This window comes from Paraburkholderia sp. J12 (genome assembly GCF_905220215.1).
Lineage (GTDB): Bacteria > Pseudomonadota > Gammaproteobacteria > Burkholderiales > Burkholderiaceae > Paraburkholderia.
In genome coordinates, this window is sequence record NZ_CAJMZC010000004.1 from 28,622 (window position 1) to 54,621 (window position 26,000).

Sequence of the window (26,000 nt, forward strand, 5' to 3'; positions counted from 1 at the left end):
CATGTATCCGACGTTTTACGTCCCGGGCATCGGCACGGCCTGGGTGATGGGGATCATCGGCGTGATACACGTCGTCGCGTCCCATACATCGGTGGGCGCATCGTTTCTGTTCGCGCTGCTCGAAACGCGCGCGTATCGCGAGAACAAGCCGGAGCTGATGGCGTTCATCAAACGCTATGGCATGTTCCTGCTGGTGTTCTCGTACATCATCGGTTCGATCACCGGGCCGGGGATCTGGTATGCGATCACCGTGGCGAGTCCCCGCGGCGTGAGCGGGCTCATTCATAACTTCGTCTGGATCTGGGCGAGCGAGTGGGTGTACTTCACGGTCGAAGTGATCGGCGTGTATGCACTCGTGTATCTGATCGGCAAAGTGGACGCCCGCACCCATCTGAAGCTCACCTGGTCGTTCGCGCTCGCTTCATGGGCCACGATGCTGCTGATCGTGGGCGTGCTGTCCTTCATGATGTGGCCGGGCCACGACAGCTGGTATCAGACCGGCTCGACGAGCGAGGCCTTCTATAACGTCAACTTCTTCGCGCAGCTCGGCACGCGCACGGGCGGGATGCTCGTGATGGCCGCACTCGTGGGCCTGCTGGTGGCGAGCCGCGTGAAGGACCTCGCGCTGCGCCGCAGCGTCGTGCGCTTCATCGCGCCCGTGGGGCTGATTGGCGGCGCCGTGGCCGTGGTGATGTTCTTCTACTACCTGCGCACGCTGCCGCCCAACGCACTCGTGATGCTCGACACGCATCTGCTGCCGGTCTACGCGAAGGGCATGGTGGCGGTGTTCCTCGTCTCCACGCTCTGGCTCCTGTTCGCGTGGGCCTTTCCGCAGCGCGTGTACACGTCGCTTGCCATTTCGCTCTTTACGTTCATCGCGATCGTGGGCGTATGGCCCGAAGAGCGCATGCGCGAGTCGATGCGCAAGCCGTATGTGGCGGGCCAATACATCTACGGCAATCAGGTGATCGCGCGCGACGTGCCGGGCAAGGGCATTCATTCGGAAGTCGAGCGCATTGCCGAACACGGTCTGCTGCAACTGCATCCGTTCGTGCCCGAGCAACTGAGGACCGTGACCGACGCGAACGAACTGGAAGTGGGGCGTCTGCTCACCAAGGTGGCGTGCGCGAACTGCCACTCGCTCGAACCGGGCGGCCCGTTGCGCAGCCTGCCGGACAAGCTGCACCTCTCCACCGACGAGGACATGATTGCCGCCTTCCTGCGCGGACCGCTCAAGTACGGCACGCAGCCGTACATGCCGCGTATCGACCTGCCCGACAACGAGATCCGCGCGATTGCGCATTACCTCGCGGCCGTTGACAGCGGCAAGAACGTCGATCATCTGATCGCCGAACAGCACGCGGCAGCACAGCAGGCACAAGCCGCCGCGAACGAGGGCAAAGGGGGCAACGACGGCGCCGGCAAGAGCGCCGATCCGCTGATCGCAGAACAACACACGGCGGGGCAACCGGCGCCGTCGAGGAACTAGCCATGGATATTGGTGCCGTGATGAACACGATGCGCGACCCCGCCGGGGTTCCCGCGTATCCCGTAGTGTTTCAGATCCTGATGGTGATCACGTGGGTGGTGCACATCGCCTTCGTGCATCTCGCGCTCGGCTCGGCGGGCCTTGCGATTGTCGCGTTTCATCGGCGCGGGGCGGGGCCTTACTGGGAGCGTCTGTCGATGGCGATGACCAAGGTGGCGAAGGTCTCGGTTTCGCTGCTGATCGTGCTGGGCGTGGCGCCGCTGCTCTTCACCCAGGTGATCTACGACCCGCAGTGGTACACGTCGAACGTGCTGTCCGGGCGTTGGGCCATCGCCTTCATCTTCACGCTGATCGTGGCCTACTGCTGCTGGTTCGCCTTCTATCACGCGAATCACGAAGGCGCGAAGAAGCACGTGGGGCTCTACGCGTGGGTGGCGTTCGGACTTTTCTGTCTCGATGGGCTGATCATGCACGCGCTCTCGTATCAGGCGCTTCTGCCCGGGCAATGGATGAACTGGTACGCGCCCGGCGGTATGGTCGACACGCGCGGCGCGGCGCTGCACGCAATCCAGTGGCCGCGCTATGCCTTCATCATGGGTCTTGCCGTGCCGGCCGTGGGTGTCTTTTTGCTGGCCTATGCCCATTACTTTGCCGGCCGCGAAGACCGCGAGCCCGCCTACCGTGCCTTCGTGGGCGCGCTCGGCAGACGGATCGCACAGTGGGGCTACGGCCTCGCGCTCGTGCCGATGCTCGTCTGGCAATTCGACTTCCCTGCGGGATCGGGCCTCGTGCTGCATCCCGTGGGCTGGTTCATCGTGGGCGCGCTGGCCACCCTGGCGCTGTGGATGCGCCAGCTCGGCGACGATACGCACGGCTATCTGCCCGCTACCTGTGGCTTCGGCTTGCTGGCGGTGCTCGCGGTATGGCGCGAAGTCATACGCATTCACTATCTGCGCCCGTTCGGCTACACCATCCAGACCTACACCGTTCACGCGGACTGGCCTTCGACCGTCCTGTTCTTCGCGACGCTGCTGGGCATCGGCGGCCTGGTTGGCGGTTTCTACCTGACGCTGCTCTACCGCGCAGGCCGCACGCGCGGCGTGTATCAGGCGGACCGCACGGTGTCGCGTCTGGGCACCGGCGCGGTATCGGTGCTGGGCGTGTGGATCGCCGTGTTCTTCGTGTACGGGATTGCGATCTCGATGCACGACAGCTTCAACTTCAACTGATAGAAGAGGACTCCCGATGAATTTCATCATCCGGATCGGACTGGCGATGCTGGCGTTGTTCTATACGGCGGCGCATGCGCAAAGCACGGGACTCGCGCCCGATACCGGCGCGGGCAAGCGGCGCGCGGCTGTCTGTTTCGCATGCCATAACGTGGACGGCGTGGCGAAGATCCCCGGCGTGCCGAATCTGGCCGGGCAGCATCAAGCCTACCTGGAGAATGCGCTGCATGCTTACCGCGACGGCAAGACGCGCCAGAACGCAGCGATGAACGCGATGGCGGCGCCGCTTTCGGATCGCGACATCACCAACATCGCCGCGTACTTCAGCACGCTGAATGGCGTGAACGGTGTGAGCGCGGGCGCGGTGGCGGCGAACGAGGGCGGAGCGACTCCGATTCCTTCGGGCACCGCAGGCGCCGAGCACCAGACGGTGGCGGCCGCCGCGCCCGCGGCACCGGCTGCGGCCAGTCCGGCGCGCTCCGGCGAATCGGTCTATGGTTCGGTCTGCTTCGCCTGTCACGGCACGGGCGCGGCGGGGGCGCCGAAGCTCGGCGACAAGGCGGCCTGGCTGCCCCGGATCTCCGAAGGCGACGCCACGCTGCTCCATCACGCGCTGCTGGGCTTCAAGGCCATGCCGCCGCGCGGCGGCTGTTCGGACTGCTCCGATGCCGATATCAAGGCGGCCGTGGCGTACATGACGGCGAAATCGAAGTAGCCGGTTGCACGAGGGGTTTGTCCGCTGAAAGCGGCTGGCCCCTCGGCTATCATTGACGGCTTCACAGTTCGCCTCACAGACCGCGCTACCTTGCGACAAAGGAGTCTTCGATGACCATTCAGCGATCGGGCCACCGATACAGCGACACGGAAACGGGCAAGACGCTCGATGTCTGGTTTCCCGCCTCCGGTGCCGGCAAGAAGCGCAGTTGCCTTGCCGAGAAAGTCGGCCTCATTCGCGGGGACTTCGTCGAAGTTACGATCGATTCGCTCGATGCGCCGCCGGTTTCCACCGAAGAGGCGTATCTGCGTTTGCATCTGCTCTCCGAACGATCGGTCCAACCGAACGCAATCAATCTCGAAGGCATCTTCGGCCTGCTGCCCAATATCGCGTGGACGTCGGCGGGGCCCGTGCTGCCCGGCAACGTCGATACGCTGAGAGACCGGTTGGCCGCCGAATACCATCACCTCACGGTCTCGTCGGTCGACCGCTTCCCCCGCATGACGGACTACGTGGTGCCCGAGGGCGTGCGTGTGGCCGACGCGGATCGCGTTCGACTCGGCGCGCATCTGGCCGCCGGGACCACCGTGATGCACGAGGGCTTCGTCAACTTCAACGCAGGCACGCTGGGCGAATCGATGGTCGAAGGGCGCGTGACGCCCGGCGTCACGGTCGGCCGGAATTCGGACGTCGGCGCGGGCGCCTCGATCATGGGGACGCTCTCGGGCGGCGGCAAGACCCGCAACGCCATTGGCGAGCGCAGCCTGCTGGGCGCCAATGCGGGCATCGGCATTTCGCTCGGCGACGAGTGCATCGTGGAAGCCGGTCTTTACGTCACGGCGGGCACCAAGGTCAAGCTGCCGGACGGCACTGTCGTGGCGGCCCGGCAGTTGTCCGGCCGCTCCGGCCTCCTGTTTCGCCGCAACAGCCAGACCGGCGCCGTGGAAGTGCTGCCCACCGACGCATCCCGCTGGGGCGGCCTGAACACGAACCTCCACAGCAACGACTGACGTACCCGCAGGTCCCCTGGACCGGCCGCCCGGCCGGTCTGTCCGCCTTCCCGTCTTCCCGCCTTCCCGTCGTAACCCGCCCCATGCAGGCCGCATGACCCTCCAGAACCTTTCGGTTCGTAATGGGAGTCGTGCATAAAACAGTACCTTGCATAAAACAATACCGGCTGCTACAGTTCGCACCATGACGTGACGGCACAAGGTGCGTCCCTCATTCGTGCATAGCAAGGTACTGTGCCATGCATATTAGATAGAACGGATTGGCATGAAAACCCAGCTCAAGAAGGGAACCCTCGATATGTGCGTGCTCGCCGTGCTGGCGCGCGGGGACAGCTACGCCTACGAACTCGTTTCAACACTCTCTGAAACGATGGAGATCAGTGAAGGAACAATCTATCCGCTGATGCGCCGCCTGCAGGCCGAGGCATGGGTCTCGACCTATTTCGTCGAATCGAGCTCGGGGCCGCCGCGCAAGTACTACTCGCTCACGTCGGCGGGGCGGGCGAGTCTCGCGGAGATGGAAGAGGAATGGCGCAGTTTCGTCGATGAAGTCAACGGCGTGCTGGGATTGCCCGGCATGCCCTCCACAGGGGACAAGCAATGACGCAGGACGCATTCATCCAGCAGTTGCGGCATGAACTGCGAAGTTTGCCGAAGCAGGTTGTCGATGAAATCGTGGCCGACTACCGCGAGTACATCGGCGACGCACTGGCGGCCGGCCGCAGCGAGGCCGAGGTGGTCGCCGCGCTGGGCGACCCGGTGCGGCTCGCACGCGAACTGAAGGCGCAGGCCACGTTCCGCCAGTGGGAGACGCGCCGCTCGTTCGGCAACCTGATGCGCGTGTTCCTCTCGATCGCGGGGCTCGGGCTTATGCAATTGCTGCTGCTCGTGCCGTTCATGTTCTATCTGCTGTTCCTCACCATGGGCTACGTGATTTCGGGCGCGCTGGTGGTGACGGGGCTCGCGACCGTGGTGCTGCTCGGCAGCCATCAGCTGTTCGGCTGGCCGTCGGTCGAGCAGATCCCGTTCAGCTTCGAGCACAGCAGCGGACACGGCGTGAGCGCCCAGGCCGGCAGCCGTCCCGACGCCGATAGCGACGATGACGACGACGATGATGACGACGACGGCAAGGCGAAGAAGCCCGCCGCTGCCGCGAACAATCAAGCCGCAAGCGATCAAGCCGCAAGCGACCAGGCCGCCGGCAAGCCGACCCAGCCGGCCCAGGCGGACAGCCAGCTCGCCCAGGTGCACATCCCCGACTTCCGGGTCGACGGCGAACGCTTCGAACTGCGGCCCCAGCCCGGCACGCGCATTTCGATCGTGACTGCGGCGGGCCCGCTCGAAATCCGCAACCGCGACGGCAAGCTGAAGATCGAGTCCGTGGGCGGCGCGCGCGAGCTCTTCACGGTGACGGGCGATACGTGGTCGATCCGGCGTGCCGACGTGGTGGCGCTCGACCTGAAGACGGACAACGGCGACAAGGTGTCGGCGGCCCGCGTCGGCAGCGCGCCGAACGCCATGGCATGGGACATCTCGGACGGCGGCGATCGTCTCTCGTTCGTCGAGGGCGGCAGCGGCGGTCCGCATCTGGCAGTGCACAGCGGCGAGGATTCGGTCGAAGTGGACCGCAACCACGTGTCGATCGCCAGCGGCTCCGACAAGATGCTGATCGTCGGTCCGCACGGTTCGAACATCGGCACGCTGCTGTACGGATTTGCCATGCTGGTGGGAGGCGCGTTCGGCCTGTGGCTGTGCGTGAGGCTCACCTGCATGACGTGGCGTGGGCTCGTGCGCTACGTGCGTCGACAAGCTGAACGGCTCACCGAAAAACTCGAGCTGGGCGGCCTCGGCTGACGCGGTACTCACGAGGCAAATGCAAGGCAAATACAGGACTTTTTCGCGGTTTCGATCGTGGTTTTCACAGTAAGGAAACGGCCATGAATCTGCATCTTCTTTCCACCTCGTCGCCGGCGGCGCGCGGTTTCGAACATACCCAATCCGGCGAGGGCCGCCGCGCGAGTCTTGCGCGACTGCCTGGCTGGCTGGCCGACGGCGTGGCCGTGGCAAGGCTGCACCCGCTGTGGTGGCTCGCCGCGCTGCTCGTGTGCGCCGACTTCGCCACGCTGCTGGAACTCGTGCCGCGTTTTGCGGTGCTGGCGCCGCTTGCCGTGCCCTTTGCGGCAGGCCTGCTCGTGCTGATGCAGGAGCGCGCGAACCGGGCGCGGCCCTGGTCGGCGGGCGAAGCGCTGGCCGCCGTCCAGAGCCATCGCAATGCGCTCGCGGCCATTGGCCTCGGCGCCTGCGCGCTGATGGGGCTCGGCTATCTGGTGCAGGTCGCGGCGTTTCATCTGAGCGTGACGCCGGTGGGCGCGCCGGGCGAACTGCGCGGCGTATGGATCGTTTTCGACGCGCATCGCGAGGCATGGGCCGGGTTCGAGCCGCTCGTCGCCGTGCCGTTCTATGCACTCGGCGTCGCGGCGCTCTGGTTTGCACCGGCGCTCGTCGTCCTGCGCGGTCTCCCGGCGCTCGATGCCATGCTGACGAGTCTGCGCGCCGTGCTGCGCAACTGGCGCGTGGCGCTCGTGTACGCCGTGGCGATTGCGGCCGATCTGCTGCTCGCGCCCGTCGTGCCGATGCTGGTGCGCGGTCTCGTTGTCACGCCGCTCGTCAGCGCGCTGATCGTGCTCTCGATGTACGGCAGCTATCGCGATGTGTTCGGCGAGCGTTGAAGTCTTTTTTGCTGAATCCAGCGATCAGGACTGCAGAGGATAGGCGCCGGTGCCGATTCAGCAGTGCCCGGTGCGTAGCGCGACCGCCCACTCCGGGCGGCCGTTCGCGGCAGCCAGGTTGGCGGCGGTGCTCCAGTCGTAGGCCACGGAGCGAAACTCGACGTCCCAGCCCAGCGCGGTTCGGGTGACGTTGGCATAACGGGCGTGCGGCGAGCCCATTTCCATGCGGTGAGGGAACGGGCGTTCGTCTTCATAGGCCTGCAACCCGACGCTGCCGGGATTGACGACGAGGCGCCCATCGGCCAGTTTCATCGAGCGCTGCAGATGCGTATGGCCGCAGAGGATCAGCGCGGCATCGGTATCGCCGGCACGCCGTCTGACCTCGTCGTGCGTGGCTGTCCGGCATCCGTTCGAGGTGACGGTGTCGAGGAAGTAGGTGAGGTCGTCTTGCGGCGTGCCGTGCACGAGCAACACGTCGTCGTCGAGCTGCAAGGTGGCGGGCAGGGCGTGCAGCCATGCGAACTGGTCGCTGCGCAGCGTGGCATGGGCGAAGCGATCGGATGCGCCCATGCGGGTGGGATCGGTATCGAGCAGTTGCCGTTCGTGATTGCCTTTGATGGTCGGCCATGCGAGCGGGATGAGCAGGTCGGCGGTTTCGGACGCGTGAAGCGGGCCGGAGAGGATATCGCCCAGGTTGACGATGACGTCCGCCCCCTGCCGGCGGATGTCGTCGAGCACCGCGTTCAGCGCGGCCAGATTGCCGTGAATATCGGAGAGGGCTGCGATTTTCATGTCGATGGCGTCCCGCGGGTCTTCAGGTCATGCCGTATTCTGCTTCAGAAACGGCACGACCACACGGGCGACGGCTTCGGCGCGCTCGATATGGCAAAGATGACCTGCTTCGGGGATCACGCTGAGCGGAATGGCGGGCAGCAAACGTGCGAGTCGATGCGCGAGTTCGACGGGGGCAACGCCATCGCGCTCGCCCCACACGAATTGCATGGGTACGCGGGTATCGGGCAATCGCTTGTCGATCATGAAGGCCGCTCGCGCTGCTTCGTCGCGGGCGCGCGCATTGAGCGCAGCGACGAAGGCTTCGGTCGCTTCGCGCACGCCGGGCCGCTGCGCCGCGAGGACGCGCGCTTCCAGCAGGGCTTGCGGCAACGCCGCCGGATCGTTGAATTGCGTGAGCAGGTGTTGCCTAATGCCTTCGCGATGCCAGTCCTCTTCGTCCGGCATCCGCGGCGCGGGCGTGGGCACGAGCCCCAGCGCTGCCGCGAGCGTTCTGCTGCCGATCAGCGTGGCGGCGCGCACCCTGTCCGGATGATCGAGCGCGAGGCGCGCGCTCAGGTACGCGCCCATCGAATTGCCGATGAGCAGCGCCTGATCGATTCGCATCGCGTCGAGAAAGGCGAGCAGGTGCGCGAGCAGGCTCTCGTAGCCCTCGGTGGGCCAGGCGTGCGGCCGCAGATCGGTCCAGCCCATCGAAAGATGGTCGGGCGCATAGGTCCGAAAGCCGGCTGCGGCGAGGCGCGGCAGGAGCCCGTGCCACTCGGTCGCGCCGGACGCGCCGATGCTGCGCCCATGCACGAGAAGCACCGCCGGGCCCTGCGTGCCGGCAGTGGCGTAACGCGTGACGATGCCGCCGGCCAGCACCTCGGCTTCGCGGACCGGCGACTCGTTCGCGCTTGCGCTCGTGCTCACGCGGTGCGGCCCGAAGCGAGCGCCGTGGGCTGCTGCGAGCGCATGAGCGTGTGCAGCAGCAGGAAACACACCGCGGCCACGGCCAGCGCGACGTTCATGAAGATGAAGCCGCCGGTAAACGATGCGGTCTTGCCGACGATCCAGCCCACCACGATCGGCGCGAAGAAGCCGCCGATCTGGCCGCCGCAGTTCACGAAGCCCGAGAACGCGCCGCGGCTCGTTTCGGGCGTGAGATCGAGCACCACGGACCAGAGCGGGCCGAATCCGCCGTACAGGAAGAACCCGGCCGCCGAAAGGCCGATGATGCTGTTGAACGCGCTATCCACGTTGTAGGTCACGTAGAGGCAGACGGCGGTGCACAGATAGATGGCCGCGATCAGCACGCAACGCTGGCGGTACAGCACGGTGCTGCCGAGCCAGCCGAACACGAACATGCCCACGGTGCCCGCGAAGTACGGAATCGAGGCCGCGAAGCCGAGCGTCTTGATGTCGATGTGGCGCGCCATCGAAAGATAGCTCGGCATCCAGCCCAGGTAACCCCAGAACGCGATGTTGAAGGCGAGGTAGGCCGTGAAGATGATCCACGAGCGCGGCAGACGCATGACTTCGCCGAATCCCGATCCCGATCCCGAATGCGAGGCGCTCTCTGCGGAGTCTGCGGCGGCAAAGGGGCGCGGCGCTTTGGCCGAGGGGATCAGGAACACCACGAGGACCGCCATGGCGAGGCCCGGCAGCGCGAGCCAGCGGAACATGCCTTGCCAGCCCGTATGAATCAGGAACCAGACGGCGATCGGTGCCACGAAGGCCGGCCCGAGCGCCAGCGCGGAAAGATAGGCGCCGTTGGCCGTGGAGCGTTCCTGCGGCGGGAAATAGTCGCCGATCGACTTGAAGCTCGCGCCGTTCGAGAGGCCTTCGGAGAAGCCGAACAGCACGCGCACCACGATCAGCGCGAGCACGGTGGAGACGAAACCGGTCGCGCCGGTGAAGAAGCTCCAGAGCACCGGGCTCACGATCAGCATGCATTTCGCGCCGAAGCGGTCGGCCAGTGCGCCGCCCGGAATCTGGGCGACCGCGTAGCCGAAGGTGAAGGCCGCGAGCACGAAGCCGAAGAGACCGGGGCTGATCGACAGCTCCTTCATCATCGTCGGCGCTGCGATCGAGAGGTTGATGCGATCGAGGTAGTTGACGAACTGGAGCAACCAGACCATCAACAGCACCCGGTATTTGTCGGGGAAATTCATCTGTCTCCTCGTTGCCGGTTATTTTTTTGCGGGAAGGGTGCCAGTCTAGCAAAAGCGCGGCACGGCTCCCCGCCGCTCCGGCAACTTAGCGCAGCATGAACGACATCGCGGAGAGACAGTTCAGCATCCGGACCGTGTGCTCCGCGCTGGCGGCCTCGAAACGCAGCGTCACGGCGTCGATCCGTTCGAGTGCCGGCCATTGGCAGAAGAGGTCGGCATAGGCCGGCGTCGTGGTACGGAGCTCGCATAGCACGGGAGAGGGTTTGCCCTGGGAGGCGGGATGGGATGCATCGGCAGCGCGCTGCATGGCTTCCTGCGCGGCATGGCGAATGGCGGCGCAGGCCCGCTCGGGCGAGTCCGAAATGCCGCTCGTCTGCCCCGTGGCCTCCTTGACGACGACGAAGCGCGCGTCGGGAAAGCGCGGCTGCGTTTGCGCGGCGAACACGTCGTCGCCGGAGAGCAGCGCCACGCGTGCGCCGTACTGCCCGGCGACGGCGCCATACAGTTCGGCTTCGCCCACCTCGGCGCCGTCGATGCGTATCTGTGCGAACGCCCCGCTATTGATGGTATGCGCGAGGATGCCGCGGCTCTGCGCTCTCGCGTGATAGCCGATCATGAACACGAGGGCGGCTCCGCATTCGAGGCCCGCCATCATGCCGAGCGTGCGCGGTTTGCCGAGCACGACCCGGGCGCGGGCATCGAGCCGGTCGGGCAGCAGGTTGCGAAAGCCGCCGTGCGAGTCGTTGACCCAGACTTCGCTTGCGCCGCCCGCGAATGCGCCTTCGATGGCGGCGTTGGCTTCGGCCGTCATCCAGCGGCGCGCGCGTTCGTATTCGGCGTTGCCCACGCGTGTCTGCTCGGGGTGGAACACGCCCGCCACGCCTTCGATATCCGTCGAAACGAGGACTTTCATGATTGCCCCGGCGCCAGCCGTTGCGCGAGATCGGGTACGGCTTCGTGCAGCGCGAGACGGGTATGGCCGTCGCGGCCCACAACCGATGTCGCGCGCCATAACGCGTCGAGAACGCTCTGCTCCACACAGTCCGCACAGGCCGCGAACAGGGGATCGAGCCGCGCGTCGGCAAGACGCGGCGGCGCCGCGATGCGCTCGGCGTCGTGCGGGACGAACGAGGCTGTCGAGAAGGCGAGCGCGATATCGCCGCTGCCGTGGCCGTACACCGAGCCCGTGCGTGCGAGTCCGGCGGCCGCGCGCAGTGCGCAGCGTTTGAGCTGGCGCGCATCGAGCGGCGCATCGGTCGCGAGAATCATGATGATGGAGCCTTGCTCCGGGGGCGATTCGTGGCCCGCTTCGTGGTCCGCTTCGTGGCCCGTTTCCCGGTCCACTTCCCGGTTTGCCTGAAAGCGCCTCGCGAGCATGCGCCCGATCGGCCTGCCCGCAATCGTCAGCATCGGCAGGCGGCCGAAGTTGGCCAGCACCAGCGCGCCCACCGTATGGCTTTGCCCGGCGGCCATGACGACGCGCGAGGCAGAGCCGATGCCGCCCTTGAGATCGAACGAGGCCATGCCGCGCCCTGCGCCGATCGATCCGCGCGCGACCTCGGCGCCGGCATCGGCACAGGCGCTGAAGTAATGCGCGTCTTCGACTGCCAGCGCCTGAATGTCGTTCAGGTAGCCGTCGTTGCACTCGAAAACCAGCGGATTCACCGTAGGCCATTCGCGGCCGATCTGCAGATTGGCGGCCACGGCCCCGCGAATCTGCGCACGGGCGACCGCGCTCACGGCGAAAGTATTCGTCAAGGCGATGGGCGTTTCGAGCACGCCAAGTTCTTCGACCTGAACGAGCCCGATGCTCTTGCCGAAGCCGTTGATCACGGCGGCCGCGGCAGGCACCTTGCGGCGGTAGAGGTCGTCGCCGTGCGGCAGGATCGCGGTGACGCCGGTCTGCACCGGCCCGCGGTCGAGTGTGCAATGCCCCACGCGCACGCCGTCCACGTCGGCGATCGTTCCTTTGGGGCCCGAGGGCAGCACGCCGACGTGCGGCATGGGAAATCGTGCGGGAGGCAGGGTCATGGGCGGTCGAGTTTCGGGTCGAGCGCGTCGCGCAGGCCGTCGCCGAGCAGGTTGAAGGCCAGCACGGTGAGGAAGATGGCGAGGCTCGGGAACAGGGCGATGTGCGGCGCCGTCACCATGTCCGCGCGCGCCTCGTTGAGCATGGCGCCCCATTCGGGCGTGGGCGGCTGCGCGCCGAGCCCGAGAAACGACAGGCTCGCCGCCGTAATGATGGAGGTGCCGATGCGCATGGTCAGATAGACGACGACCGAGGACACGGTGCCCGGCAGGATATGACGCATGATGATGGTCCAGTCCGAAGCGCCGATGCTGCGCGCCGCTTCGACGTAGGTGAGATGCTTGAGCATCAGCGTGTTGCCGCGCACGAGCCGGGCGAAGGCCGGGATGCTGAAGATCGCCACGGCGCAGATCACGTTGATCATGCCGTTGCCCAGTATCGCCACCACGCCGATGGCGAGCAGGATGCCGGGAAAGGCGAAGAGCACGTCGGCCACGCGCATGGTGATGCGGTCCCACCCGCCTTCGTAATAGCCCGCGAGCAGGCCGAAGAACGTGCCCACCACGGCGCCGAGCGCGACCGAGAGAAAGCCCGCGGCGAGCGAGATGCGCGTGCCCGCGAGGATGCGGCTGAAGATGTCGCGGCCGAGCGCATCGACACCGAACCAGTGGGCGGCGGAGGGGCCGGCATTGAGCGCATCGTAGTCGAAGTAGTTCTCCGGATCGTAGGGAACGATGTGCGGCGCGAGCAGCGCGAGAATAACGAGCAGGAGTACGAAGAGACCGGCGGCGAGTGCCACGTGCTGCTTGCGGAACTTGCGCCAGAACTCGCTCCAGGGCGAGCGAACCGCTTGCTCGCCGCGCACGGGCGAAGCGGCGCCCGGGTGGCCGGTGGTCGTGTTCATGCGGTCCTCACTTGAAACGGATGGTGGGGTTGATGACGGCATAAAGCACGTCGACGATGAGATTGATGACGATGAATTCCAGCGAGAACAGCAACACTTCCGCCTGGATCACCGGGTAGTCGCGCATCGACACCGAGTCCACGAGCAGCCGCCCGAGCCCCGGCCAGTTGAACACGACCTCGACCACGATCGAGCCGCCGAGCAGGAAGCCGAACTGCAGGCCCATCATCGTGACCACGGGAATCATGGCGTTGCGCAGGCAGTGGCGCAGCACGACGAGCGGTTCCGCCACGCCCTTGGCGCGCGCCGTGCGCACGAAGTTTTCGCCCAGCACCTCGACGAAGGACGCCCGCGTGAAGCGCGCCATCACGGCAGCCACCGCGGCGCCCAGCGTGAGCGAAGGCAGCACGTAACTGCGCCAGGTGCCGTCGCTCACCACCGGCAGCCAGCCGAGCTCGACGGAGAACACCTCCATGAGCACCATGCCGAGCGCAAAAGCCGGAAACGAGATGCCGGACACGGCAATTGCCATGCCGAGACGATCGGGCCAGCGATTGCGCCACACCGCAGAGACGATGCCGATCGTCATTCCGAACACCACGGCCCATGCCATGCTCACGAGCGTCAGCATGAGCGTGGGCATGAAGCGCTCGCCGATTTCGACGGCAACGGGGCGCTTGCTGCGCATCGAGGTGCCGAAGTCGCCTTCGAGAACGCGCGTGAAGAAATGCACGAACTGTTCGGGCAACGGTTTGTCGAGACCGAGGTCCGCCCGCACGAGCGCGACCGTGGCGTCGTCCGCCTCGGGCCCCGCAGCGAGGCGCGCGGGATCGCCCGGCAGCAGATGCACGAACAGAAACACCAGCACCGCGACGATCAGGAGAGTCGGCAGGAGGCCCAGCAGGCGTCTGAGCAGAAAATTCAGCATGGCAGGAAAGTCCGCTTGGTGGCGCAGGGTCCGGTTCGCACTGCTTACGGCTGGGGCGGATCGGACCGGCGCCGTTACTGGAGGGCGATATCGTCGAAGTTGAACGAACCGTCCGGCGCCACGTAGGCGCCGGAAAGACGCTTGCTGTGCGCATAAACGACCTTCTCTTTCACGAGGAAGATCCACGGCGCGTCGGCCCAGACGCGTTTTTGCGCATCGGCATAGAGCGCGGCCTTCTGGGCGCGGTCCGTCGTTTCGAGCGCCTTCGAGAGATCGGTGTCCACGGCGGGGTTCGAGTAGTAGGCCGTATTCATCTGTTTGGGCGGCTGCGAGACCGTCGCCAGCAGCGGGCTGATGCCCCAGTCCGCTTCGCCGGTCGAAGAGGACCAGCCGATGTAGTACATCCGCACGGGCGCCGTGGCCGGATCCTGGGCGCTCTCCACGCGGGCCACGCTCTGGCCCGTTTCGAGCGCTTCGACATTCGCCTTCACGCCCACCTGCGCGAGCTGCTGCTGGACGAACTGGATGACCTTCTGCGAAGTCGAGTTGTTATAGGCCGACCACAAGGTGGTTTCGAAGCCGTTCGGGTAGCCCGCCGCCTTCAGCAGTTCGCGGGCCTTGGCGGGGTCGTAGGGCCATGGGCCGAGCTTGACCGAATAATCGACGCCCTGCGGCAGCACACCGTCGCTCGGGATGGCGTAGCCGGAGAAGGCGACCTTCGCGAGCGCGTCCTTGTTGATGGCGTAGTTCAGCGCTTCGCGTACTCGCAGATCGTCGAACGGCTTCTTCGACATGTTGAGGCTCACGTAGCGCTGGATGATCGACGGCGTGGCCACCACGTCGACTTTCGGGCTCGACTGCAACGCGGCCGCCTGTTCGAACGGAATGCGGAAGGCAAAGTCGGCCTCGCCGGTGCGCATCAGCGCCGAGCGCGTGTTGTTGTCCACCACGGGCTTCCAGTCGATGGCGTCGATCTTCGGATAGCCCTTCTTCCAGTAGCCCGCGAACTTCTTCACGACCAGGTCGCCGGCCGGGTCCCATTTGACGAACGTGAACGGCCCGGTTCCCACCGGATGAAAGCCGATGTCCTTGCCCCAGGTTTTCATGGCGGTGGGCGATATCATCACGGCCGACGGGTGCGCGAGCACGTTGACGAAGGCCGAAAACGGCGTTTTCAGCGTGACCTTCACGGTGTATGGGTCGATCACTTCCGTCTTGTCGATCCGGCTGAACATGTTGTAGCGCTTGAGGTGGTTCGCCGGATTGGTGATGCGGTCGAAGTTGGCCTTGACGGCGGCCGCGTTGAAGTCGGTGCCGTCCTGGAACTTGACGCCGGGGCGCAGCTTGAACGTGTAGACGCGCGCATCGGGGCTGGCTTCGTAGCTCGTGGCCAGCACGTTCACGAGCTTCATGTCCTTGTCGAAACCGAAGAGCCCTTGATAGAACGACTTCGACACCGCCTGCGAAAGCGTGTCGTTGGCGTCGTACGGGTCGAGCGTGGAGAAGGTGGCATCGACGGCCATTACCGCCGTTTGATCGGCGTGCGCCGTGCCGCTCGCGAGCGTGGCGAATACCATGGCGCTGCCGGCGATCCATGTGCGCAGGCCGGGTGGGGAAGACAGCCAAAGCGGGTTCATCATTCAGGACTCCTGGTTGATTGAGCGAAGCTTAAGTTCGAATTTCCGTCGATACGTCAGTAGATGCCGCCTACGCGGTGCCGGGCCACGAAATGCTGCGGGCCGACGGCGACGAGGGGCGCCAGTTCGGGCTCGTCGCCCAGCGCGCGGATCGGGCTGGGCAACTCGTCCACGGCGATCGTGCGCTGCACGTGGCGCCGCGCGGGATCGGCAACCGGCACCGCGCCCATGAGCTTTTTCGTGTAGGGATGCTGCGGCGATTCGAAGATCGAGCGGCGCGGGCCGATCTCGACGATCTGGCCGAGATACATCACGGCCACGCGATGACTCACGCGCTCGACCACGGCCATGTCGTGCGAAATGAACAGATACGCCACCCCCAGTTCGCGTTGCAGATCGAGCATGAGGTTGACGATTTGCGCCTGCACGGAAACGTCGAGCGCGGAGACCGATTCGTCGGCAATCACCACTTTGGGATTCAGTGCGAGGGCGCGCGCAATCGCAATGCGCTGGCGTTGACCGCCGGAAAATTCGTGCGGATAGCGGCGCGCCGCCTCGGCGGGCAGTCCGACTCGCTCGAGCAGCCACCTCACGCGGGCCTGGGCCTGCTCGCCGCTCGCGACACCGTGCACGAGCAGCGGTTCCATGATCGAAAACCCGACGGTCAGCCGCGGATTGAGCGAGGCGAACGGATCCTGGAAGATGAACTGGATATCGCGCCGCAGCGCCTGCAGCGCGCTGCCTTGCAAGGTGCCGATGTCCTTGCCGGCGAACTCGATCGAGCCGCTCTGGCTTTCGACGAGGCGCAGCAGCGAGCGGCCGGTGGTGGACTTGCCGCAACCGGATTCGCCGACGAGGGCGAGCGTTTCGCCCGGATACAGATCGAAGCTCACGCGTTCGACGGCATGCACCTGGCCCGTGACCTTGCCGAACGGGCCGCTCTTGACGGGAAAGCGCGTGATGAGATCGCGCACGCGCAGGACGGGGGTGTCCAATGTGCGCGGTTCGGGGTCCGTGCCGGCGGGGGCGTCGTCATGCGTGGCTTCGTTGGCAACGGGTGCGGCGCCTGCCTGGGTCGCGCCATACGCGAGCACCGGGAATTTCGCGGGAGCGTCGGTGCCCGTCATCGAGCCGAGTCGCGGCACCGCGGCAAGGAGTGCGCGCGTATAAGGATGGGCCGGCGTGTCGAAAATCTGCGCGGAAATGCCTTCCTCGACCTTCTCGCCGCGATACATCACGAGCACACGGTCGGCGACTTCGGCCACCACGCCCATGTCGTGCGTGATGAAGATCACGGCCATGTTCATTTCGTTTTGCAGGCTGCGAATCAATTGAAGAATCTGTGCCTGGATCGTGACGTCGAGGGCGGTGGTCGGCTCGTCGGCGATCAGCAAAGCGGGCTTGCACGAGAGCGCCATGGCGATCATGACCCGCTGCCGCATACCGCCCGAGAGCTGGTGAGGATGGCGCGCCGCCACGCGCCGCGCTTCGGGAATGCGCACGAGATCGAGCAGGCGCAGCGTTTCCGCGTGCGCTTCGCTGCGGCTCTTGCCCTGATGAAGTGCGATGGCTTCGGCAATCTGGTCGCCGACCGTGAACACCGGATTCAGCGAGGTCATCGGCTCCTGGAATATCATTGCGATGTCCGCGCCGCGAATCGAGCGCATCGCGGCAGACGGCGCGCGCACGAGATCGACGACCTGGCCGTTGCGGCGCCGGAAGTCGATGCGGCCGCCTGCGATCGTGCCGCCGCCGTGCTCGACGAGGCGCATCAATGCCAGCGATGTCACGGATTTGCCGGAGCCCGATTCGCCTACGATGGCCAGCGTTTCGCCGCGATCCACCGCGAACGACAGGTTGCGCACCGCTTCGAAGGTCGCACCGGCGCGACGAAAAGACACCGAGAGGCTATCGACGGCCACGATGCGCTGCGCGGGAAGTGTCTCTCCGGAGTTTTTTAAGGATAACTGAGAAATTTGCACGGTGCGGCACTCCTTCCAGTTCGTCCGGCGGCGTATCGCTACCGGTAAATGTCCGTGATGCAGGTTTCGCCGACCCGGGCGTAACCGCGATACATCCCTTCCGTATTGAAGGGCAGGGCGACGTTGCCTTCGCGATCCACGGCGATGAGTCCGCCGCGCCCGTCGATGCGCAACAGCTGGTTCATGACGACGTCGTTGGCGGCGGCTTCGAGCGTCGCGCCGCGATAAGCCATCTGGGCGGAGACGTCGTAGGCGGCCACCATGCGCATGAACATTTCGCCCGCGCCGGTTGCTGCAACGGCGCAGGTGGCGTCGTTGGCGTAGCAGCCCGCGCCGATGAGCGGGGTGTCGCCCACGCGGCCCGGTTGCTTGTAGGTGATGCCGCCCGTCGAGGCGGCCGCGGCCAGGTGGCCCTGCGCATCGAGCGCGACGGCACCGACCGTGCCGAACTTGCGGTTGGGGTCGAGCGGTTCCTGAGGCGTGGGCTCCTGCGCGTCGGCTGCAACTGCGACTGCGACTGCGACTGCGGCTGCGTCAGCGGGGAGCGACGCGCGCGAGGCGCCGTCGTGATCGAGCATGGTTTGCTGCCGGTCGTGGGCAAGCTGCCACTGGCGATAACGGGCGTCGGTGTGGAAGTAATCCGGGTCGACGAGTGCCAGCCCCTGGGCTGCCGCGAAGGCTTCTGCGCCTTCGCCCGTGAACAGGACGTGTTCGCTGCATTCCAGCACGCGGCGGGCCGCGAGAACCGGATTGCGCAGGCGCTTCACGCAACACACCGCGCCGGCTTCGAGCGTGCGCCCATCCATGATCGAGGCGTCGAGTTCGTGCGTCGCATCGGCCGTGAACACCGAGCCGCGCCCGGCATTGAAGAGCGGACAGTCTTCGAGCAGGCGCACGGCTTCGGTCACGGCGTCGAGCGCGTGGCCGCCATCCGCGAGAATGCGCTGGCCAGCCAGCAGTACGTCGTGCAGCGCGGCATGGTACTGGGCTTCGGCTTGCGCCGACATCGACGTGCGCAGGATCGTGCCGGCGCCGCCATGGATTGCAATCACTGCGTTGGACTTCATGAGGTTTTCTTTGCTCGTTTCGATGGGGACGCAGGCCTGGGCGCGGCAGCGGGCCGCTCGGCCGTGAGCCAGGGCAGGACGAATTCGGTCATTTCGGTTGCGGCCTGCACCGAGCGCTTCGTGCGATGCGCGACGGCATCGCACAGGGCTTCGATCACGGTGAGCACGGCGGCATCCGAATTGGCGGCGAGGCGGCGTTCGGAGCGGATGTAGAGCGCGAGGTCGGCGAACTGCGCGAGCGGCGACGCGGGGCTGTCGGTGAGCGCGAGCACGCGTGCGCCGAGGCTCGAGGCGCGGCGCGACAGTTCGATCGTGTCGTCGACGTAGCGGGGAAACGCAATGCCGATCACGAGATCGTCCCTGCCGGCGCTGAACAGGCGTCGCGCGGCATGCGTGGGGCCGCCGACGAGCGCGAGCGATTGCACATTGTCGTGGTAGGGCAGCAAGCCGTGCTCCATCAGGCTCGCCAGGAACGCGCTCGCGCCCGAGCCGATCACGAACACGCGGCGCGCTGCGACGATCGCCTCGACCGCGGCTTCCGCGGCCGCATTGTCGATGGATGCTCGCGTGTGCTGGAGATTGATCTCGGCCTGGGCCAGCGAGGCGCCGAGCAGTTCCCCGCCGCTGGCGGGCGACGCCTGGGCGGAGCGCAGGCGCTCGACCGGCGCAAGCGTTGCCTCGAACCCGCGCACGAGGGCTTCGCGGAAGGTCGGATAGCCGTCGAAGCCGAGGGCGCGCGCAAACCGGTTGGCGGTGGCCACCGAGGTGTCGACGGCCTGGGCCAGTTCGTCGATGCGCATGGTCGCGGCGTGAAAGAGGTTGGCCAGCACGTATTCGGCCATGCGCCGGTGGATGGGCGTCAGCGTGGGCATGGCCGCGGCGATGCGCTCCACGATGAGGGGTCCGGCAGGCGGCGAAGCGGCGGAGTGTCGAGCCATGGTTCGGTTGGGCAACGGGGGGCTGAGTGATGAAAAAATAATTACACGAGGAAATTTACTCGAAAATAAATTTTCACGCCTACAGGGTTTCCCCTGGGCGAGCTAAGAATAACGCGCTTCCACGCGCCGGGACGAGCGACGGCAAATGGACGGGAGGCAGAACCGGCTTCGATTTCGGGGGGTGTCCGCCAAGATGGTCGGTCCGAAACGAGGCGGTACTCGTTTCATCGACCCGATGAGGCAAGATGTCCACTGAACTACCGGTTGCCGATGCCGCAACCTTCCCCGTCCAGCAACAACTCGAGGCCTACAACGCTCGCGACATCGAAGCCTTCATGCAGTGGTGGGCCGATGATTGCGAGTACTACGAATTTCCCGATCGCCTGCTCGCCAGCGGTGCGCAGCAGATTCGCGAACGGCATGTGGCGCGCTTTCGCGAGCCGGATCTGTTCGGGATGTTGCTGCACCGTTGCACGGTCGGCAGCATGGTGGTCGATCATGAACGGGTCACGCGCAACTTTCCCGAAGGGTTGGGCGAAGTCGATGTGATTGCCATCTACGAAATCGCCAACGGGAAGATCGCGAAAGCCTGGTTCAAGATTGGGGTGCCGCAGTTGCGAGCGAGGGCGGCGCGAGGCTGAAAGCCGCGTCGATCGATCCTGAGCGGCGGCCCCCGGCGGCGTGGGCGCTCTTGCACCGTGCCCCGCGGGAGAGTTAGAGTTTTCGTTGCAGATTTCCCCAACGGGTTCTCCCTGGCGCGCACATTTCCTCGCCGCCTGTCATGCGCACGACACCCACGGGTGTCACTCTCCCGTCACGAAATCGCGACCGTTTGCACGCGAATCGCCGCTGCAACGGTATTCATCTGACGAGGAGCTTACATATGCACGACGCAGCGGCTACGGATGACTTGCGAAAGGCAGCGGTCAAGTCGGTACAGGAATACATCGACGAGCGGCCGATGTGGCCGGACGGCACACGGCTACCCACGATTCCGATGACGGGCATGCAGTGGCGCATCTGGTCGCTTGCAGCAGCCGGCAAGTTTTTCGAAGGTTTTGTGGTGTTCATGACCGGCGTGGCACTGCCGCTGATCTCGCGCGAGTTCGGCATCAGTGCGGCGCAGAACGGCTTCATCAGCGCGGCGAGCCTGTGCGGCATTCTCGTGGGTGCCGTGGGTCTCGGTGGGATGTCTGATTACTTCGGGCGCAAACGGATGTTCATCGTCGAGATGATCATCTTCGTTGCGTTCCTCGTGCTGCTGGTTCTGTGCACCAACTTTGTTTCGCTGGTGATCTGCCTGTTCGGTCTGGGCGTGGCGCTCGGCTGCGACTATCCGACGGCCCACATGATCATCTCCGAGAGCATTCCGAGCACGAGCCGCGGCAAGCTGGTGCTCGCGGCGTTCGCGTTCCAGGCGGTGGGCGCACTGGCCGGAACCGGCGTCGGTTTTCTGGTGCTTTCGATCGTGCCGAACCTCGATGCCTGGCGCTGGATGTACGGCACGGCGATCTTTCCGGCCTTGCTCGTCACCATCGGCCGCTTCTTCATCACCGAAAGCCCGAACTGGCTGCACGTGCGCGGCGCGACCGAACGCGCGGAACTGGCGGCGCGCCGCCTGCTGGTTCGTTCTCCGCAATATCCGGCTGAAATCGTGCTGGCGCGCGAGTTCGTGGTGGTGGGCAAGGGCGCGCACGAGAAGGGCAGCTTTCTCGCGCTTTTCGAGCGCAAGAATCTGCGCGCGACGATCTTTGCTTCGGCGCCCTGGTTTTTGCAGGATCTGGGCACGTACGGCATCGGCATCTTCACGCCCACGATTCTGGCCGCGGCGTTCGGCGCCAAGCCCGATCACGTGCGCAGCGTCGCCGACCTGATTCTCAACGACATCCTCGCCGCCAAGGGCGCCGCGCTGATCACTAGCTTGCTCATCATCGGCATTATTTTCGCGGTGATGCTCGCGGACCGGTTCGGGCGGATCTGGCTGCAGGTCATCGGCTTCATTGGCTGCGCGGCCGGGTTGCTGATCGCGTCGCTCTCGGACGGCTTCGATGGCGCGACGAAAACCGCGATGATCTTCGCGGGCTTCATGCTGTTCAATTTCATGACCAACCTCGGGCCGAACGCGCAAACCTATCTGCTGGCCGGCGAAGTGTTCCCCACGTCGATCCGCGGAACGGGTGCGGGTTTCGCCGCGGCGGTGGGCAAGATCGGCGCCGTTGCCACGGCCTTTCTGTTCCCGATCCTGCTCAGCACCATCGGCACGGGTCCGCTGCTCTACATTCTCGTCGGCACGTCGATCCTCGGCGCCGTGGTGACCTGGCTGTTCCGCATCGAGACCAACGGGGTGAACCTCGACGAGATCGGCCGCTGAACGCACGCTGCTTTGCACGCCATTTCGCGGCCGTGATGCGGTACGCGATTCAGACAAGAGCTTCCCAACAAGGGCACGGAGATTCGCATGGCATACCCGCATAAGCGTGAGAGAGTCTGGCTGCGGTGGTGCAGGCTGGTTGCACGAGCGCTAGGCGCAGCAGCGTTCGCGATGCTGGCGAGCGCGCCCGGCTTCGCACAGGAGACCACACTCAGCGAAACCGGTTCGACGCTGCTGTATCCGGTCTTCACGACCTGGGTGGCGCAGTACACGCGCACACATCCCGGTGTTCAGATCAACATCGGCGCGACCGGTTCCGAGGCGGGCATCCAGCAGGTGATCGCCGGCAAGGTGAATATCGGTGCTTCGGATGCCTACATGTCGGATGCGGCGATTCACCAGAATCCGCAGATCATCAACGTGCCGCTGGCCATTGCCGCCCAGACGATCAACTACAACGTCCCCGGGCTGAACGCGATGCATCTGAAGCTGGATGGCCCGACGCTGGCGGGGATCTATTCGGGCACCGTGCGCTCCTGGGATGCGCCGCAGATCGCGGCGCTCAATCCGGGTATCGCGCTGCCTCATCACGCGATCGTGCCCATCCGCCGTGCCGAGGGTTCGGGCGATACCTTCGTGTTCACGCAGTTCCTGACGTTTTCCACGCCTTCGTGGGAGAGCGATCATGGATACGGCACGACCATCGACTGGCCCGGCGTGCCGGCCAGCATGACGGCAGTGGGCAACGCCGGCATGGTGAAGGCGATTCAGTCCACCGACTATTCGATAGGTTACGTGGGGGTGAGCTATAGCGACAGCATCGCAGCGGCGAAACTCGGCACGGCGGCGTTGAAGAACGGGGCAGGGGAATTCGTCCTGCCGACAAGAGAGACGATCATGGCGGGCGCGGCCTCGCTTGGCGCGCGCACGCCGCCCGACGAGCGCCTCACGCTGGTGTTCGCGCCGGCCAGCGGCTCGTATCCGCTCGTGAACTACGAGTACGCCGTGGTTTCGACGAAGCAGCCCGATCCGGCAACGGCCGCGGCCATTCGCCGGTTCCTGCTGTGGGCGATCGTGCCGTCCGAAGACAACGAGGCCTGGTTGACCGCGGCGCATTTCATTCCCTTGCCGCCGCATACCTGGGAACTGAGCCAGGCGCAGATTCAGTCGATCAAGTAGCGGTTGCGCGCCGTTGCGGGTTCATGTCGCGCCCGTGACCGCAATGGCCGGATCGATCTCATTGTCGGTCAGGCCGTACTTCGCCATGCGGCGGCGATGATCGTCGAAGCCCAGGTACGCGCGAAGCTGCGCGTTCACTGCGTTCAACAGGCGGTCATTGCCGCTATTGAACGAAAACGCGCCCACTGGCGGGCGCTGGTTTCCCGGGCCATGTGTTCCATGTTCGACGGCTTCGAATTCCGCATGCCCGAGGCGCGCCGCCAGAATACGATTGCCGAGGGACGTGCTGGCATACGCATCGATCTCACCGGAGCGCAGCGCGGCGATGGCATCGGGCTGTGTCTTGAAGATGACGAATTGCTCCTCGCGCACACCCGATGCCTTCGCCGACTCGTGCTGCACCTGTCCGGCAATGATGCCTAGGCGGGCATCGTCCCTCGCCGCCATGGACGCATAGCTGTCGAGCGTTTTCGGATTTCCTGCGCGAACCAGAAAGCCGTCGTGAATCGCCCAGACAGGCCGGCTGAATGCCACCAGCGCGGCGCGTTCGGCCGTCGCGAATAGCGGAACGTTCATGTCCCACCGACCCGCCTGTACGCCGGGCAGCAATTCGCCGAACGTCGTGAGGTGATACTCGATGCGCGTCACGCCGATTGCCGTGAGGATGCTCTGCGCAAGCTCGATGTCGGCGCCTGTCGCAAGCTCGCCGGTCCCCGTCCAGCCGAACGGCGGTTCTTCTATGTACGCGATCGTGACTTTCATTGCGCTCCCGCGGAAAGGATCCCGACTTATCGAACTGCTTTACCGGCCCTGGAAAGACGCCCCGCGAACGCACGCAGGTTCACCGGCGTATAGCGCGGCCACCAGGCGAGATGATAGAACCACAGGCAGCCGCGGCGCGGGCCTCTGAGCCATCGGCGCGGAATGCCCACGGTCGGAAAGTCGTTCAGTGCGCGGTGGCCGATCGAGCAGACGCCGAGGGTCAGCCAGGTCAAGGCAATGACGAGGGTGGGAATCGAAAGCGCGCAGGCCGCGAGGAATACGGCAAGCGGCAGACAGATATCGAGTGAAGAACGTTGTTTCATTCTGGTTTCTCCCCGTAGCGACGAGACAACTTGGGACACGGAGCGCAGGACTGCAAGCCGGCGCTCCATGCGGGCATTACCGGTGAATGCGCCAGATACGCGGACCGCGTGGCGCAAGCAACCGCTCCCGGAGCGTGCCGGGACGAAAACGGGCGACGATGGGCATGGCCGCAATGGCACAGGCGAACGCGCCCACGAGAAGCCCAACCCAGACTTCAGTCATCGCAATCTCCTTCCGGTTGATCGGGCCGGCTTGCGGATCGATGCAAGCCGAGATGCGAGCCGCGAAGCAAACATCGAAGCAAGCCGGCCGAAACATTGAAATCAGGAAGCGACGAAGCGCTTGAGATTGCGCCAGAACGCGGCGAACCGGTGCGGTTCACGCGTATGCAGCGACAGCATGGTGTCGTAGTAGGGGCGCGATTCTTCGACGTGGGGAAGATTCGAAAGAAGGAGGCCGAAATTCATGGTGTATCTCCGTGCGTCAGGCTTTAACGCGTTACGCGGAAAGCAGGTAGACGGCGGAGTGCGCGCAGCGTGGGCGCGGCAAAAGACGTCTACGCGCTTTCCTCAATGAAATGACTCAAAGGAAAACTCGAGTGGCATAAGGGATAACTGTCGCTGTCCGGCATGTCGGCTCCTTGTTGCGCGTGTCGCGCACGTATGAGTTCATGCGCCGCTGCACGCCGGTCAAAAGTGCGTGAATAGACGCATCCCGCACGCAAGGCGTACGGATTCAAGCCATGCGGGCAACGCGGGCGTGCGGATACCCGGCGGCCACATGGCGCTCGAAAGGTGCACGGGGAGCAACAACACTGCGACGCGCACCGTCTGCCTGCTGGCAAGACGGCGGCAAGGAAAAAAGCGCGGACGTCTTGCGGGGTCAGGCGGTCAAACGGCTCTTAGATCGACTACAGCTACTGTCCAAGGCATGAGCCCCAAAAATGTGAATAATGAAAGGATAGATGACCCGATATTTTGGCGTCAACGTTTTTTCACACAGACGGTGTATTGGCAACGTTGCTGGTCGGGTTGTCCGGATCGAACGCCACCCGGTTGCGGCCGCCCCGTTTTGCTGCATAGAGGGCGGCGTCCGCCATGCCATAAGCCGTGCCGAAGTCCGTGCCCGCGGGATTGTTGCTCACGCCGAAACTGGCCGTGATGTGCCGGCTGACCGGCGCCGGGAACACATGGTTGGCGATGGCCTCGCGCATGCGCTCGGCAAGCGGCAAGGCATCGGCGATATCGGCGCCCGGCAGGACGACCGTAAATTCCTCGCCGCCCACCCGCCCGATGATGCCGGCCGCGCCGAGGATCTGCCGCAGGCAGTTGACGATGCCGAGAATCACGGCGTCGCCGGCAGGGTGGCCGAAGTCGTCGTTGACCTTTTTGAAGTCGTCGATATCGAGCAGGACCATCACGGCCCGGTTCGTGCGCAGCGCCTTGACGGTGCGCTCGATCACGGCGCTGCGGTTGAGCACGCCGGTCAGCGCGTCGTGCGTCGCGCGAAACTGCAGTTGCTGGGTCAGCGCCTGCATGTCGCGCTCGGCGCGATCGCTGCGGCCGATCAGGCGGCGCGTTTCGCGCATCAGGCGTTCGTAGTGGCGAATGAGTTCCCCCAGCGCCTCGCGATAGCTTTCCGCTTCGGCGCCAGGGTCCGCGCACATGGCCCGGGCCCGTTCCAGCGCTTCGCTCTCGTTGCGAAAGAGGTCCGGTGCGTCGTCGGGCGACGCGTTCCGGGGAGTGGCCGGGGTCACCACGGC

General features: G+C 65.3%; 26 protein-coding genes. 10 read left to right on the forward strand and 16 right to left on the reverse strand.

Translation table 11 applies throughout. The annotated features are described in order from the left end of the window. Position 1: 1 nt before the first annotated feature. The 7 genes from U5760_RS11210 (at position 2) to U5760_RS11240 (ending at position 7,172) form a co-directional block, all read left to right on the forward strand. On the forward strand, positions 2–1,489 hold the full coding sequence (locus U5760_RS11210; protein WP_322011772.1) for a cytochrome c: 1,488 nt from the start codon (positions 2–4) through the stop codon (positions 1,487–1,489). A 2-nt stretch (positions 1,490–1,491) separates the two neighbouring features. Continuing rightward, positions 1,492–2,718 (forward strand): hypothetical protein, encoded by a 1,227-nt coding sequence (locus tag U5760_RS11215; RefSeq protein WP_322011773.1) that lies wholly within the window; start codon positions 1,492–1,494, stop codon positions 2,716–2,718. Positions 2,719–2,734: 16 nt separating this feature from the next. Continuing rightward, positions 2,735–3,433: a c-type cytochrome gene (locus tag U5760_RS11220; RefSeq protein WP_322011775.1), complete on the forward strand. Its 699-nt coding sequence runs from the start codon at positions 2,735–2,737 to the stop codon at positions 3,431–3,433. Positions 3,434–3,543: 110 nt separating this feature from the next. After that, positions 3,544–4,443, forward strand: coding sequence for a DapH/DapD/GlmU-related protein (locus tag U5760_RS11225; RefSeq protein WP_322011776.1), 900 nt, complete (start codon positions 3,544–3,546; stop codon positions 4,441–4,443). Between the two features lie 265 nt (positions 4,444–4,708). Continuing rightward, positions 4,709–5,047, forward strand: coding sequence for a PadR family transcriptional regulator (locus U5760_RS11230; protein WP_322011778.1), 339 nt, complete (start codon positions 4,709–4,711; stop codon positions 5,045–5,047). Further along, positions 5,044–6,297, forward strand: a complete 1,254-nt coding sequence (locus tag U5760_RS11235; RefSeq protein WP_322011780.1) for a DUF1700 domain-containing protein — start codon at positions 5,044–5,046, stop codon at positions 6,295–6,297. Before U5760_RS11230 ends, U5760_RS11235 begins: the two co-directional genes overlap by 4 nt. 83 nt (positions 6,298–6,380) lie before the next feature. Beyond that, on the forward strand, positions 6,381–7,172 hold the full coding sequence (locus U5760_RS11240) for a BPSS1780 family membrane protein (RefSeq protein ID WP_322011781.1): 792 nt from the start codon (positions 6,381–6,383) through the stop codon (positions 7,170–7,172). Positions 7,173–7,229: 57 nt separating this feature from the next. Here U5760_RS11240 and U5760_RS11245 read toward each other — a convergent pair whose 3' ends face one another. The 11 genes from U5760_RS11245 to U5760_RS11295 form a co-directional block, all read right to left on the reverse strand. Continuing rightward, a complete protein-coding gene (locus U5760_RS11245) occupies positions 7,230–7,964 on the reverse strand; it encodes a metallophosphoesterase family protein (protein WP_322011783.1) in 735 nt (244 codons plus the stop codon). A gap of 27 nt (positions 7,965–7,991) precedes the next feature. After that, positions 7,992–8,876: an alpha/beta hydrolase gene (locus U5760_RS11250; protein WP_322011785.1), complete on the reverse strand. Its 885-nt coding sequence runs from the start codon at positions 8,874–8,876 to the stop codon at positions 7,992–7,994. Beyond that, entirely contained in the window at positions 8,873–10,117 is a 1,245-nt protein-coding gene (locus tag U5760_RS11255; protein WP_322011786.1) for an MFS transporter, read from the reverse strand. The genes U5760_RS11250 and U5760_RS11255 overlap by 4 nt, the downstream gene beginning before the upstream one ends. 85 nt (positions 10,118–10,202) lie before the next feature. Further along, on the reverse strand, positions 10,203–11,030 hold the full coding sequence (locus U5760_RS11260) for a M55 family metallopeptidase (RefSeq protein ID WP_322011787.1): 828 nt from the start codon (positions 11,028–11,030) through the stop codon (positions 10,203–10,205). Beyond that, positions 11,027–12,148: a P1 family peptidase gene (locus U5760_RS11265; RefSeq protein ID WP_322011788.1), complete on the reverse strand. Its 1,122-nt coding sequence runs from the start codon at positions 12,146–12,148 to the stop codon at positions 11,027–11,029. Before U5760_RS11265 ends, U5760_RS11260 begins: the two co-directional genes overlap by 4 nt. Next, positions 12,145–13,050 (reverse strand): glutathione ABC transporter permease GsiD, encoded by a 906-nt coding sequence (gene gsiD, locus U5760_RS11270; RefSeq protein ID WP_322011790.1) that lies wholly within the window; start codon positions 13,048–13,050, stop codon positions 12,145–12,147. The genes U5760_RS11265 and gsiD overlap by 4 nt, the downstream gene beginning before the upstream one ends. A 7-nt stretch (positions 13,051–13,057) precedes the next feature. After that, a complete protein-coding gene (gene gsiC / locus U5760_RS11275; protein WP_322011791.1) occupies positions 13,058–13,978 on the reverse strand; it encodes a glutathione ABC transporter permease GsiC in 921 nt (306 codons plus the stop codon). A 74-nt stretch (positions 13,979–14,052) separates the two neighbouring features. Then, positions 14,053–15,615 (reverse strand): glutathione ABC transporter substrate-binding protein GsiB, encoded by a 1,563-nt coding sequence (gene gsiB / locus U5760_RS11280; RefSeq protein ID WP_415914093.1) that lies wholly within the window; start codon positions 15,613–15,615, stop codon positions 14,053–14,055. Between the two features lie 56 nt (positions 15,616–15,671). Further along, complete coding sequence (locus U5760_RS11285; protein WP_322011792.1) at positions 15,672–17,597, reverse strand: dipeptide ABC transporter ATP-binding protein; 1,926 nt, start codon at positions 17,595–17,597, stop codon at positions 15,672–15,674. A 38-nt stretch (positions 17,598–17,635) separates the two neighbouring features. Then, positions 17,636–18,664 carry an isoaspartyl peptidase/L-asparaginase gene (locus U5760_RS11290; RefSeq protein ID WP_322011793.1) on the reverse strand — a complete coding sequence of 343 codons (1,029 nt, stop codon included), beginning with the start codon at positions 18,662–18,664 and terminating at the stop codon, positions 17,636–17,638. Next, a complete protein-coding gene (locus U5760_RS11295; RefSeq protein WP_322011795.1) occupies positions 18,661–19,602 on the reverse strand; it encodes a MurR/RpiR family transcriptional regulator in 942 nt (313 codons plus the stop codon). Before U5760_RS11295 ends, U5760_RS11290 begins: the two co-directional genes overlap by 4 nt. 245 nt (positions 19,603–19,847) lie before the next feature. Here U5760_RS11295 and U5760_RS11300 point away from each other — a divergent pair, with 245 nt between their 5' ends. The 3 genes from U5760_RS11300 to pstS all read left to right on the forward strand — a co-directional run bounded on the left by U5760_RS11300 (position 19,848) and on the right by pstS (position 23,152). Beyond that, positions 19,848–20,243, forward strand: a complete 396-nt coding sequence (locus U5760_RS11300; protein WP_322011796.1) for a nuclear transport factor 2 family protein — start codon at positions 19,848–19,850, stop codon at positions 20,241–20,243. A 242-nt stretch (positions 20,244–20,485) separates the two neighbouring features. After that, positions 20,486–21,973, forward strand: coding sequence for an MFS transporter (locus U5760_RS11305; RefSeq protein WP_322011797.1), 1,488 nt, complete (start codon positions 20,486–20,488; stop codon positions 21,971–21,973). A gap of 87 nt (positions 21,974–22,060) precedes the next feature. Beyond that, entirely contained in the window at positions 22,061–23,152 is a 1,092-nt protein-coding gene (gene pstS / locus U5760_RS11310) for a phosphate ABC transporter substrate-binding protein PstS (RefSeq protein ID WP_322011798.1), read from the forward strand. A gap of 21 nt (positions 23,153–23,173) precedes the next feature. Here pstS and U5760_RS11315 read toward each other — a convergent pair whose 3' ends face one another. From U5760_RS11315 to U5760_RS11335, 5 genes are all read right to left on the reverse strand, one after another. Continuing rightward, positions 23,174–23,914: a transporter substrate-binding domain-containing protein gene (locus U5760_RS11315; protein ID WP_322011799.1), complete on the reverse strand. Its 741-nt coding sequence runs from the start codon at positions 23,912–23,914 to the stop codon at positions 23,174–23,176. Between the two features lie 26 nt (positions 23,915–23,940). Beyond that, positions 23,941–24,237, reverse strand: coding sequence for a hypothetical protein (locus tag U5760_RS11320; RefSeq protein ID WP_322011800.1), 297 nt, complete (start codon positions 24,235–24,237; stop codon positions 23,941–23,943). 76 nt (positions 24,238–24,313) lie between these two features. Continuing rightward, positions 24,314–24,460, reverse strand: coding sequence for a hypothetical protein (locus U5760_RS11325; RefSeq protein WP_322011801.1), 147 nt, complete (start codon positions 24,458–24,460; stop codon positions 24,314–24,316). Positions 24,461–24,561: 101 nt separating this feature from the next. Beyond that, a complete protein-coding gene (locus U5760_RS11330) occupies positions 24,562–24,705 on the reverse strand; it encodes a hypothetical protein (protein WP_322011802.1) in 144 nt (47 codons plus the stop codon). Between the two features lie 527 nt (positions 24,706–25,232). Further along, complete coding sequence (locus U5760_RS11335) at positions 25,233–25,994, reverse strand: GGDEF domain-containing protein (RefSeq protein ID WP_415914094.1); 762 nt, start codon at positions 25,992–25,994, stop codon at positions 25,233–25,235. Positions 25,995–26,000 lie beyond the last annotated feature (6 nt).

Bases quoted from the DNA above. Each gene is read 5' to 3' on its own strand.
- U5760_RS11320 (WP_322011800.1), bottom strand. From the start codon at position 24,237: ATGAAACAACGTTCTTCACTCGATATCTGTCTGCCGCTTGCCGTATTC.
- U5760_RS11315 (WP_322011799.1), bottom strand. From the start codon at position 23,914: ATGAAAGTCACGATCGCGTACATAGAAGAACCGCCGTTCGGCTGGACG.
- U5760_RS11245 (WP_322011783.1), bottom strand. From the start codon at position 7,964: ATGAAAATCGCAGCCCTCTCCGATATTCACGGCAATCTGGCCGCGCTG.
- U5760_RS11295 (WP_322011795.1), bottom strand. From the start codon at position 19,602: ATGGCTCGACACTCCGCCGCTTCGCCGCCTGCCGGACCCCTCATCGTG.
- U5760_RS11290 (WP_322011793.1), bottom strand. From the start codon at position 18,664: ATGAAGTCCAACGCAGTGATTGCAATCCATGGCGGCGCCGGCACGATC.
- U5760_RS11240 (WP_322011781.1), top strand. From the start codon at position 6,381: ATGAATCTGCATCTTCTTTCCACCTCGTCGCCGGCGGCGCGCGGTTTC.
- U5760_RS11235 (WP_322011780.1), top strand. From the start codon at position 5,044: ATGACGCAGGACGCATTCATCCAGCAGTTGCGGCATGAACTGCGAAGT.
- U5760_RS11220 (WP_322011775.1), top strand. From the start codon at position 2,735: ATGAATTTCATCATCCGGATCGGACTGGCGATGCTGGCGTTGTTCTAT.
- gsiD (WP_322011790.1), bottom strand. From the start codon at position 13,050: ATGAACACGACCACCGGCCACCCGGGCGCCGCTTCGCCCGTGCGCGGC.
- U5760_RS11305 (WP_322011797.1), top strand. From the start codon at position 20,486: ATGCACGACGCAGCGGCTACGGATGACTTGCGAAAGGCAGCGGTCAAG.
- U5760_RS11260 (WP_322011787.1), bottom strand. From the start codon at position 11,030: ATGAAAGTCCTCGTTTCGACGGATATCGAAGGCGTGGCGGGCGTGTTC.
- pstS (WP_322011798.1), top strand. From the start codon at position 22,061: ATGGCATACCCGCATAAGCGTGAGAGAGTCTGGCTGCGGTGGTGCAGG.
- U5760_RS11300 (WP_322011796.1), top strand. From the start codon at position 19,848: ATGTCCACTGAACTACCGGTTGCCGATGCCGCAACCTTCCCCGTCCAG.
- U5760_RS11255 (WP_322011786.1), bottom strand. From the start codon at position 10,117: ATGAATTTCCCCGACAAATACCGGGTGCTGTTGATGGTCTGGTTGCTC.
- gsiB (WP_415914093.1), bottom strand. From the start codon at position 15,615: ATGAACCCGCTTTGGCTGTCTTCCCCACCCGGCCTGCGCACATGGATC.
- U5760_RS11325 (WP_322011801.1), bottom strand. From the start codon at position 24,460: ATGACTGAAGTCTGGGTTGGGCTTCTCGTGGGCGCGTTCGCCTGTGCC.
- U5760_RS11265 (WP_322011788.1), bottom strand. From the start codon at position 12,148: ATGACCCTGCCTCCCGCACGATTTCCCATGCCGCACGTCGGCGTGCTG.
- U5760_RS11225 (WP_322011776.1), top strand. From the start codon at position 3,544: ATGACCATTCAGCGATCGGGCCACCGATACAGCGACACGGAAACGGGC.
- gsiC (WP_322011791.1), bottom strand. From the start codon at position 13,978: ATGCTGAATTTTCTGCTCAGACGCCTGCTGGGCCTCCTGCCGACTCTC.
- U5760_RS11330 (WP_322011802.1), bottom strand. From the start codon at position 24,705: ATGAATTTCGGCCTCCTTCTTTCGAATCTTCCCCACGTCGAAGAATCG.
- U5760_RS11210 (WP_322011772.1), top strand. From the start codon at position 2: ATGTATCCGACGTTTTACGTCCCGGGCATCGGCACGGCCTGGGTGATG.
- U5760_RS11230 (WP_322011778.1), top strand. From the start codon at position 4,709: ATGAAAACCCAGCTCAAGAAGGGAACCCTCGATATGTGCGTGCTCGCC.
- U5760_RS11215 (WP_322011773.1), top strand. From the start codon at position 1,492: ATGGATATTGGTGCCGTGATGAACACGATGCGCGACCCCGCCGGGGTT.